This is a genomic window from Falsiroseomonas frigidaquae (assembly GCF_012163145.1).
GTDB lineage: Bacteria > Pseudomonadota > Alphaproteobacteria > Acetobacterales > Acetobacteraceae > Falsiroseomonas > Falsiroseomonas frigidaquae.
The window spans coordinates 88,578-97,935 of record NZ_JAAVTX010000002.1; the positions used below are offsets into that span (position 1 = coordinate 88,578).

Below are 9,358 nucleotides of genomic sequence, written 5' to 3' on the forward strand. Positions count from 1 at the left end.
GGCTTTCTCAGCTTCGGCGCAGCAGCATCGCGCCATGCGCCAGCACCTCCGCCGTCCAGCCGGGCGGGATCAGCGTGGTGGCATCAAGCTGCGTGACGATGGCGGGGCCGTGCAGCGTGTCGCCCTGGCCGAGCACGGCGCGATCATACAGCGCCGCCTGCGCGGTGCCGGATTCGAAATGCACGGTCTGCGTGGCATGGGGCTGCGCACCGCGACCGGGGGGCAGCGTGGCCAGATGCGGCGGGGGCAGCGCGCCCACCGCCTCCAGCCGCAGGGTGACGATCTCCGCCTGGCCCTTCGGCAGGTCGAAGCCGTACAGCGCGCGATGCGCGGCGGCGAAATCCGCCGCGGCATCCGCACCATGCCAGGGCACGGGCAATTCGCCGCCCTGCCCGGCATAGCGCATCAGCACCACGCGGGCGGTGCGGCGCGCCGCGGGGGGCACGGCCTCCTCCAGGAACCAGGCCTCGGCTTCCGCCAGCAGCGCCTCGAAGCCAGCCTCGATCGCCGCCACATCCGCCCGGCCGGGCAGGACGGAGCGGCTGAATTCCGCACGCAGATCGGCCGAGAGCAGCCCCTGCGCGCAGAGTACGCCCGGCGAGGGCGGCACCAGCACCTGGTCGATGCCGATCATCGCCGCCAGCGCGCAGCCATGCAGCGGCCCGGCGCCGCCGAAGGGCACCAGTGTGAAGTCGCGCGGGTCATGGCCGCGCTCGACGGACACCACGCGCAGCGCGCCGACCATGTTGGAATCAACCACGGCGAGGATGCCGCGCGCGGCCTCGTGCAGCGACAGGTTCAGCGGTTCCGCCACCTCGCGCCGCACCACCGCCTCCGCCGCCGCGGCGTCCAGATGCATGCGGCCGCCGAGCAGCGCGGTGGGCAGATGGCCGAGCACGACATGCGCATCCGTCACTGTGGCCCGCTGCCCGCCGCGGCCATAGCAGGCAGGGCCGGGATTGGCGCCGGCGCTTTCCGGCCCGACCGCCAGCGCACCCTCCGCCGTGACGCGCGCGATGGAGCCACCACCGGCGCCGATCGTCACCATGTCCAGCATCGGCAATGGCAGGGGCCAGTCGCCGACGCTGCCGCGCTGCGTCAGGTTGATGGCGCCGCCCTGCATCAGGCAGATATCGGCGCTGGTGCCACCGATATCGACCGTGAGGATGCGGGGCACGCCCGCCGCCTCCGCCATCGCCCGCGCGCCGACCACGCCGGCCGCGGGGCCGGAGAGCGCGGTGACGGCGGGGGCGCGGCGGATGGAAGCGGCGCCGGCGACGCCGCCATTGGATTTCATCAGCAGCAGCGGCGCCTCGATCGCATCCTCCGCCAGCCTTTCCTCCAGCCGCCGCACATAGGTGGAGACGGCGGGCATGACCTGGGCGTTGAGGATGGCGGCCAGCGAGCGCTCATATTCCCGCACCACCGGCAGCACATCGACGGAGGCGGTGACGGCGACGCCCGGCAGCGCCGCGCGCAGCAGTTCCGCGACGCGACGTTCATGCGCCGGCGCGGTGAAGGCGTGCAGCAGGCAGATGGCGACGGCGGCAACACCGGCCTGGCGGCAGGCTTCCGCCGCGCGCTGTACGCTGGCCTCATCCAGCGTCAGCAGCACCGTGCCATCGGCGGCGACACGCTCCGTCACCTCGAAAACGCGGGAGGGTGGCACGGGCCGGCGTGGCTTCACCCAGGCATGCAGGTTCGCCCGGCGCGGAATGTCCTGGCGGCCGATCTCCAGCACATGGCGGAAGCCTTTCGTCGTGACCAGCGCGGTGGTGGCGCCCTTGTTCTCCAGGATCAGGTTGGTGGCGATGGTGGTGCCATGCAGCACACGGCCGATCCGCGCCGCTGATTCCCCCGCATTCTCCAGCGCCAGACGCACGCCTGTGAGGAAAGCCTCGGAGGGATCGTGCGGGGTGGAGGGCGTCTTGGCGGTCCAGGCGCGGCCGGTCGCGCCATCCTGCAAGGTGATGTCGGTGAAGGTGCCGCCGATATCGACCGCGACCGAAAGCGGGCGCGTCTCAGTCAAGGACATCGGCATAGCTCCGGCGATGAAAGGCTTTTGTCAGCGGACGCTGCGCGCGAAGGGCGGCGGTGGCGTCGGCATTGATGCCGAGGCCGGCGATGGCCACGCCGTAGTCGTGGCGCGCCGCTTCGGGAGAGACCAGGCCGCCCAGCACATCCTCCAGCACCGCCGCCGCCGGACGGTCGAAGGGATGGCCGCGGCCACCGCCACCGCCGGTCTCGATGCGCAAGATGTCGCCGCGCACCACGCGGTTGCCGTCGGAGAGTGGGCGCAGCTCGCGTTCCTGCGGCGTACCGGGATTCAGCACCACGCGGCCCGGCCGGCCTGATTGACCGCCGGCGGCGCCCCAGGGTGGGTTCTCCACGCCATCGATGCGGATGGCGAGGACGGACTCCTCCGCCATCACCTCATATTCGCGGATGATGCCGCAACCGCCGCGCCAGCGGCCCGGCCCGCCGCTGTCGCAGTTCAGCGCGTATTCGCGCAGGCGCACCGGGTATTCCAGTTCCAGGAACTCGACCGGGTAATTCTCCTGCGCCACGAAATACACGCCGTCGATGCCGTCGGCGAAGCCGCGCGCGCCATAACCGACGCCGATGCCGTCGCTCATCAGGAAGGGTCTTCCGTTCATCGTGCCGCGCAGCAGCATGATGACATAGGCCGCATGCGCCGCCGGCGCCTCGCCACCCGCCACGGAAACCAGGCCGTTCAGCGCGGCCAGCATCCGCATCATGGTCAGGCCGCGCATGCCAAGGGCCGCCGGGAAGCGCGGCTGCAGCAGCGAACCCTCCCGCAGCCGCACCTCATCCAGCGATCGCGGTCCGCCTGCATTGACCACCTGCGTCGCATCGCCACCGAGGAAATACAGGCCGAGCGCCATGCCCGGCACATCCGGATTCATCAGGAAGTTCACCGGACCGGGCGACTGGTCGTCCGTCTCCGTCGCATCCAGGATGAAGCGATCCTCCGCCGTGCGCGTCAGGGCGAAGCGCAGGCGCAGCGTGCCGCTGCCATGCCCGTCGCCATCGATGCGATCGGTGAAGCGGTGCGTGCCCACGGGAAAGGTCCGCCGCAACCGGTCCCGCACCGTGTCGCGCGTACGTGTCAGCAATTGCCGGAGCGCATCGGCCAGCACGGGCGCACCGAAGCGCGCCGCCACTTCCCGCATCCGCACCACGCCGAGCTCGACACTCGCCATCAAGGCGCGCGTATCGCCCTGAGCCTGTTCGGGGTAGCGTGAATTGCGGTAGAAGATGGCGAGCGCGGCGTGGTTGGTCTCGCCCGCGGTGATCAGCCGCGTCGGCGGGATGATGACGCCTTCATGGAAAATCTCCGTCGCATCCGGGCTGATCGAGCCGGGGCGCAGCCCGCCGATATCCGCGAAATGCGCCCAGCCCATGACGAAGGCGACGCGGACGCCATTCAGGAAGACGGGCGCGAGGAACACCTGGTCATTGGAATGGCTGACGGCGCCGCGCGATCCGTAGCAGTCATTGTACCAATAGAGGTCGCCATCGCGGATCGTCTCGATCGGGAAGTCGCGGAAGACGGGGCTGCAGATGTCGCCGAAGACCGGGACATTGGAACCGACGGCCATGACGCCATCCGCATCGAAGAGCGCGGTGTAGAAATCCTTCTTCTCTCGGATGAAGGCGGACATGGCGGTGCGCTCGATCAGCGCCTCCATCTCCGCCTGTGCGGCGCGGATGGCGCCACGCACGATCTCCAGCGTAACCGGGTTGCAGAGCCGCGGGGCGACATCATCCATGCGCGGTGATCCTCAGGCGAGATGGCAAGCGGCGTGGCGACCTGGCGCGATGGCGCGCAGCGGTGGAGCCTCCTCCGCACAGCGGGCGAAGGCAAGCGGGCAGCGGTCGCGGAAGGCGCAGCCGCTGGGCTGGTTGCGCTGGTCGGGCAGCCCGCCGATGATCGGCAGATCGCCGCGGTCCTGGTCCACCCGCGGCACCGGCACGGCGGCGACCAGGGCGCGGGTATAGGGGTGCGCGGCGCCGGCGATGACCTCCGCCGTCGGTCCGCTTTCGACGATGCGGCCGAGATACATCACCGCCACCTCCTCACAGACGTAGCGGATCAGCGCCAGGTCGTGGCTGATGTAGATGGCGGCGAGTTGCAGTTCGTCCCGCGCCCGGCGCAGCACGTTCAGCACGCCGGCGCGCACCGAGACATCCAGCATCGAAACCGGCTCATCCGCGATGATGGCGCGCGGATGCGTCACCAGCGCGCGCGCCAGCACCACGCGCTGCAGCTGGCCGCCGGAGAGTTCATGCGGGTGGCGGTCGAGATAGGCCTCCGCCGGATCGAGCCGTACACGCGCCATCGCCTCCCGGATCATCGCCTCCCACTGCGCGGCGGGCAGGCCGAAATTCCGCAGCGGCTCGGTCAGGGAGCGGCGGATGGTGAAGCGCGGGTTCAGCGCGTCGAAGGGGTTCTGGAAAACGAGCTGGACGCGGGACCGGAAGGGCAGCAGCGCAGCGCCATGCAGCGCGGAGACGTTCTGCCCCTCGAACAGCACGGTGCCGCTCGTCGCTTCCTCCAGCCGCAGCAGCAGGCGCGCCGTGGTGGTCTTGCCGCAGCCGCTCTCCCCCACAATGCCGAGCGCGCGCCCCGCGGCAACCGCGAGCGAGACGCCATTCACCGCGCGCAGCACCGGCCGGTGGCCGCGCGCCATGTCGCGCAGGCTGCGCGAGGCCGGGAAGGCCTTCACCAGGTCATTCGCCGCGATCAGCGGGACCATGTCGCGGCCTCCGAGGCCAGTGGCCGCAGTGCCGGCGCTTCCGCGGCACGCCAGCAGGCCACGTGATGATCGGGGGCCTGTTCCAGCAGCGCCGGATCCTTTTCGCAGCGCGCCACCGCGAAGGGGCAGCGCGCGGCGAAGCGGCAGCCCGTGGGCGGGTTGAGCAGGGAGGGCGGCGCGCCCTCGATCGGCACCAGCTCGCCCCCCGCACGCTCCAGGTCCGGGAAGGCGTTCATCAGGCCCATGGTGTAGGGGTGCAGCGGCGCTTCCAGCACGGCGCGCACCGGGCCGCTTTCCACCACGCGCCCGGCATACATCACCACCACGCGGTCGCAGGCATAGGCGACGACGGCGACATCATGCGTCACCAGGATCATCGCCAGGCCGAGTCGCGATTGCAGGTCCCGCATCACATCCAGGATCTGCCGCTGCACGATGACATCCAGCGCCGTCACCGGCTCATCCGCGATCAGCAGCGCCGGGTTCAGCGCGAGCGCGAGCGCGATGGAGGCGCGCTGGCGCATGCCGCCGCTGAACTGATGCGGCCAGTCGCGCAGCCGGCCGGCATCGAGGCCGACCATGGCGAACAGCTCCACCGCCCGCGCCCCGGCCGCGGCGCGTGACAGGCCGCCGCGTTCCACCAGCACTTCCTGCATCTGCGCGGCCAGCCGCTGCACCGGGTCCAGCGCGTTCATCGCCGTCTGCGGCACGAAGGCCAGCCGCCGCCACAGCAGCTTGCGGCGCTCCGCCGGGGAGAGGGTGACGAGGTCCCGCCCCTCGAAGACGGCCTGGCCGGCGGCAATGGATGCGCTGCGCGGAAGCACGCCCATCAGTGCGCGGCCGAGGGTCGATTTGCCGCAGCCGCTTTCGCCGACCAGGCCGACGATGCCGGCCGCCGGCACCGTGAAGCTGGCGCCATCCACGGCGCGGACCGGCCCGGCGGCGGTGCGGTAATGCACGGCGAGATCGCGGACATCCAGCAGCGCGTCCATCAATCCCCCAGCTTCGGAAACAGCAGCTTCTCCGACCCGCGCGACACCAGGAAGCCGGCCAGCACCAGCAGCACGATGCACAGGCCCGGCGGCACGAACCAGGTCCAGACGCCGCGCGACAGCGCCTGGTTGGCGAAGGCGTCCTGCAGCATCAGGCCCCAGGAGATCGCATTGGGATCGCCGAAGCCGAGGAAGGAGGCGGAGGCCTCCGTCAGGATCGCCCAGCCCACGGCGATGGAGCCATAGAGTGCCGCAAGCGGCGCCACCTGCGGCGCGATGTGCACGAAGATGATGCGCGGCGTGGAACAGCCGGTGACGCGCGCCGCCTCCACCCATCCGCGTTCCCGGAGTGACAGGACCTGCGACCGGATGACGCGCGCCGTATTCGGCCACAGCATCAGCGCGACGGAGGCGACCAGCGTGGTGGTGCCGGGCCGAGTCAGCGCGGAGATGACCAGCACGAAGGGCAGGAAGGGCAGGCCCAGGATGATGTCCGAGATCCGCATGATCACCCGGTCCACCCAGCCGCCGAGATAGCCCGACAGCAGCCCGAGCAGCGTGCCGATCACCACCACGAAGAAAGCCGCCGTGACGCCGACCTGCAAGGCGGAACGGGTGCCATGGACCAGTTGCGAGAATACGTCCCGCCCGCCAGCCGTCGTGCCGAGGTAATGCGTGGCGGAGGGCGGCAGGTAGCGCGCCACGCGATAGGCGCCGCGGAACAGGATTTCGCGCGGATCATGCGTCGCGATCTGGTCGGCGAAGATCGCGAGCAGGATGAAGGTGAGGTAGATGGCCAGGCCCGCGACCGCGAAGGGCTGCTTGCGCAGGAAGCCCAGGCCCGACCCGACGAAACCTGGCAGCGGCCGGCGCCGCATCGCGCTAGCGCCGGGCACCGACGGACACCCTCGGGTCGAGCCAGGCGTAGAGCAGATCCGCCACCATGTTCATCAGCACCAGCACCGCCGCGATCATGATGAAGGCACCTTGCGCCAGCGGGTAATCCGCGCCCTGCACCGCGGAGACCAGCACGCGGCCGAGGCCGGGCCAGGAGAACACCGTCTCGATCACCACATTGCCGCCGAAGGAACTGCCGAGGCCGAGGGCGAAGGCCGTCGCCACCGGCAGCAGCGCGTTGCGCGCGGCGTGGCGCATCACGATCGCCCAGCGCGAGAGGCCCTTCATCCGGGCCATGACGATGAACTCGTCGTTCAGCACCTCCAGCATCGTCGCGCGCATCAGAAGCAGCGGCAGGCCCTGCAGGTACAGCGCGAGGGTCAGCGCCGGCAGGATCAGGTGCCACAGGAAATCCGCCGAGGTCAGCCGCGCCCATTCGGAAGTGAACTCAGACCCCGCGACATTGGCACCCGCGGAGGGAAAGATGCCCCAGGCGAAGGACAGCCAGGACAGCAGCAGCATGCCGAGCCAGAACTCCGGCGCCGCACGCGTGATCAGCGCGGCGGGAATGGCGATTCCCTCCGTCACCGTGCCACGGGCGAATGCCAGGAAGGCGCCGGCGATGATGCCGAAGGCATAGGCGATGACCAGCGCGGTGATGGTCAGCGCAGCCGTGTTGGGCAGAGCCGCCAGCAGAATGTCCAGCACCGGCCGCTTCTGCAGAAAGGAGACGCCGAGGTCGCCTTGCAGCAGGCTGCCAAGATAGATCAGGTACTGCTCCGGCAGCGGCTTATCCAGGCCGAAGGATTCCAGCAGGTCCGCACGCATTTCCTCGCTGAAGGAATCAGAGAGGAAGTTCAGCGTCGGATCGCCCGGCATCAGCCGGAACAGCAGGAAGGTCAGCGTCGCGACCGCCCAGAGCACGAAGGCGGCATGCGCAATCCGCCCAGCGAAGCGCTTCACGAGATGCGGGCGCCCTTCACTGGAACGGCGTGGTGGTTTCCCGCACCCCCGCCGGGTAGTGCAGCTTTCCATTCACCACGCGGTAGCCGGCTTCCTGCAGCAGCCGCTTTGCGCCATCCAGGTTGCCGCCCGGCACCCGGCCGACGATGCCGGCATCGTGCCAGGCCTCCAGCGCCGGCGAGACCATCGAATTCGCCGGAACCGCCTGCCCGTTCCACGCCGCGCCGGCCATCATCTCCCGGTTCACGGAGGCCGAGAGCGCGCGGCGGAAGGCGGCGTCGGAGAAGGGTGCACGGCGCAGGTTCATGCCGACGAACTGAAAGCCGATATCCACCTCCTCCCGCACCGCGATCATGCGGGGATTGGCCTCGGCCATCTCCTTCACCAGATCGGGGTCGCCGAAATAGTCGGCCAGCACGTTGATCTCGCCGCGACGGAAGGCGCCGAGCGTGGCTTCCGTGTTGGTGATAATGCGCATGATCCAGCGATCCGCCTTCGGCTTCGCCCAGTGGTTCGGGTTGGCCTCCAGCACCACTTCCTCATTCACGCGGGACCGGACGAAGCGGTAGGGGCCGGAGCCGATTGGGCGTTCCTCGACATAGGATTCCAGATTCTCCGGGCGGTTCTGGTACTCCGCGAGCACCGGCGCCCAGGTCTTCTTCTGCACGATGTTCAGCTTGGCCAGCACCGCGATGCGGAAGGCGGCATCGGGCCGCTTCAGGGTGAAGCGCACCGTCTTCGGGTCGGTGGCGACGACGCTGGCGATGTTCTGCACGAAGGGGCGGTACATCGGCGATTCATTGCCGGTGCCCGGCGCCTCGAAGGAGAAGACCACATCCTCGGCCGTCACCGGATCGCCATTGTGGAAGGCCATGCCGTCGCGCAGCGTGCATTCGATATGCAGCGGGTCCGGCTGCACCACGCGTTCCGCCGCCCAGGGCTGCGGCAGGCCGTCCGGGCCCACGCGCATCAGCCGGTCCCATACCAGATCCGTCACCCAGCTATCCGGCGCGCCGCTGACATAGAAGGGGTTGGTCGCCTTCACCGGCTCCGTGCTGTTGACGATGATGTCGCGCTGCGCGCCGGTGGGCTGCAGGCTGATCCAGTTCCAGAAATTACGGATGCCGAGTCCCGCCTGGTTCACCGCACTGGACTCGACGAAGACCTGCTTGTTGAAGGCCTGCAGGTTCACCGGATGCACCAGGAAGGCATAGGGCTGGTCCTGGTTCACCACCTCCTGCACCTGGCGCACCAGGGCCTGGCGGCGCGCCTGGTCCATCTCGCTGCGCTGCGCCTCCGCCAGTCGGTCATAGGCCGGGTTGTTGTAGCCGACGAAATTGTAGCCGGTCGCGATATTGGCGGAATGCAGCAGGTTGTAGACCATCTCATCCGGGTCCCCGCGCTCCGGCCGGCCGACCATCTGCCACATGGTGAAGTCCCAGCGCTGCCGCTCGTACCAGACCACCTGGCTCATCTGCTGGTTGGGCAGTGGCCGAAGCTCAATCTGCAGGCCGAGCTTGCGCCATTCCTGTGCAATCAGCTCCGCCGCCTGATAGGCCGCCGGGGCCGCCGCCTGCGGGCGGGTCAGCAGCACCAGGGGGCGGATCGGGTCGCCCTGCGCGGCCTGTGCCTGCGCCGAACCGCCACCAAGCGGCAGCCTCGACAGGCCGGTGAGAGCGGAAGCGGCGAGCAGCATGGCGCGGCGGTTCATGGCGGCGTCCCCAG

At 69.7% G+C, this 9,358-nt stretch carries 7 protein-coding genes; all 7 read right to left on the reverse strand.

Annotation, left to right across the window (positions count from 1 at the left end; all coding sequences use genetic code 11):
- Nucleotides 1-7 precede the first annotated feature (7 nt).
- Genes HB662_RS04875 through HB662_RS04905 form a run of 7 tightly spaced genes read right to left on the reverse strand, consistent with a single transcriptional unit; the run spans nt 8 to nt 9,344 of the window.
- Entirely contained in the window at nt 8-2,035 is a 2,028-nt protein-coding gene (locus tag HB662_RS04875; RefSeq protein ID WP_168047787.1) for a hydantoinase/oxoprolinase family protein, read from the reverse strand.
- Nucleotides 2,022-3,794 carry a hydantoinase B/oxoprolinase family protein gene (locus HB662_RS04880; protein WP_168047789.1) on the reverse strand — a complete coding sequence of 591 codons (1,773 nt, stop codon included), beginning with the start codon at nt 3,792-3,794 and terminating at the stop codon, nt 2,022-2,024. Before HB662_RS04880 ends, HB662_RS04875 begins: the two co-directional genes overlap by 14 nt.
- 12 nt (nt 3,795-3,806) lie before the next feature.
- A complete protein-coding gene (locus HB662_RS04885; RefSeq protein ID WP_168047791.1) occupies nt 3,807-4,781 on the reverse strand; it encodes an ABC transporter ATP-binding protein in 975 nt (324 codons plus the stop codon).
- Nucleotides 4,769-5,773 carry an ABC transporter ATP-binding protein gene (locus HB662_RS04890; protein WP_168047793.1) on the reverse strand — a complete coding sequence of 335 codons (1,005 nt, stop codon included), beginning with the start codon at nt 5,771-5,773 and terminating at the stop codon, nt 4,769-4,771. The genes HB662_RS04885 and HB662_RS04890 overlap by 13 nt, the downstream gene beginning before the upstream one ends.
- Nucleotides 5,773-6,669 carry an ABC transporter permease gene (locus HB662_RS04895; RefSeq protein WP_209443119.1) on the reverse strand — a complete coding sequence of 299 codons (897 nt, stop codon included), beginning with the start codon at nt 6,667-6,669 and terminating at the stop codon, nt 5,773-5,775. The genes HB662_RS04890 and HB662_RS04895 overlap by 1 nt, the downstream gene beginning before the upstream one ends.
- Complete coding sequence (locus tag HB662_RS04900) at nt 6,656-7,633, reverse strand: ABC transporter permease (RefSeq protein WP_209443120.1); 978 nt, start codon at nt 7,631-7,633, stop codon at nt 6,656-6,658. The genes HB662_RS04895 and HB662_RS04900 overlap by 14 nt, the downstream gene beginning before the upstream one ends.
- Before the next feature lie 16 nt (nt 7,634-7,649).
- Nucleotides 7,650-9,344 carry an ABC transporter substrate-binding protein gene (locus HB662_RS04905; RefSeq protein ID WP_168047797.1) on the reverse strand — a complete coding sequence of 565 codons (1,695 nt, stop codon included), beginning with the start codon at nt 9,342-9,344 and terminating at the stop codon, nt 7,650-7,652.
- Nucleotides 9,345-9,358: the final 14 nt, after the last annotated feature.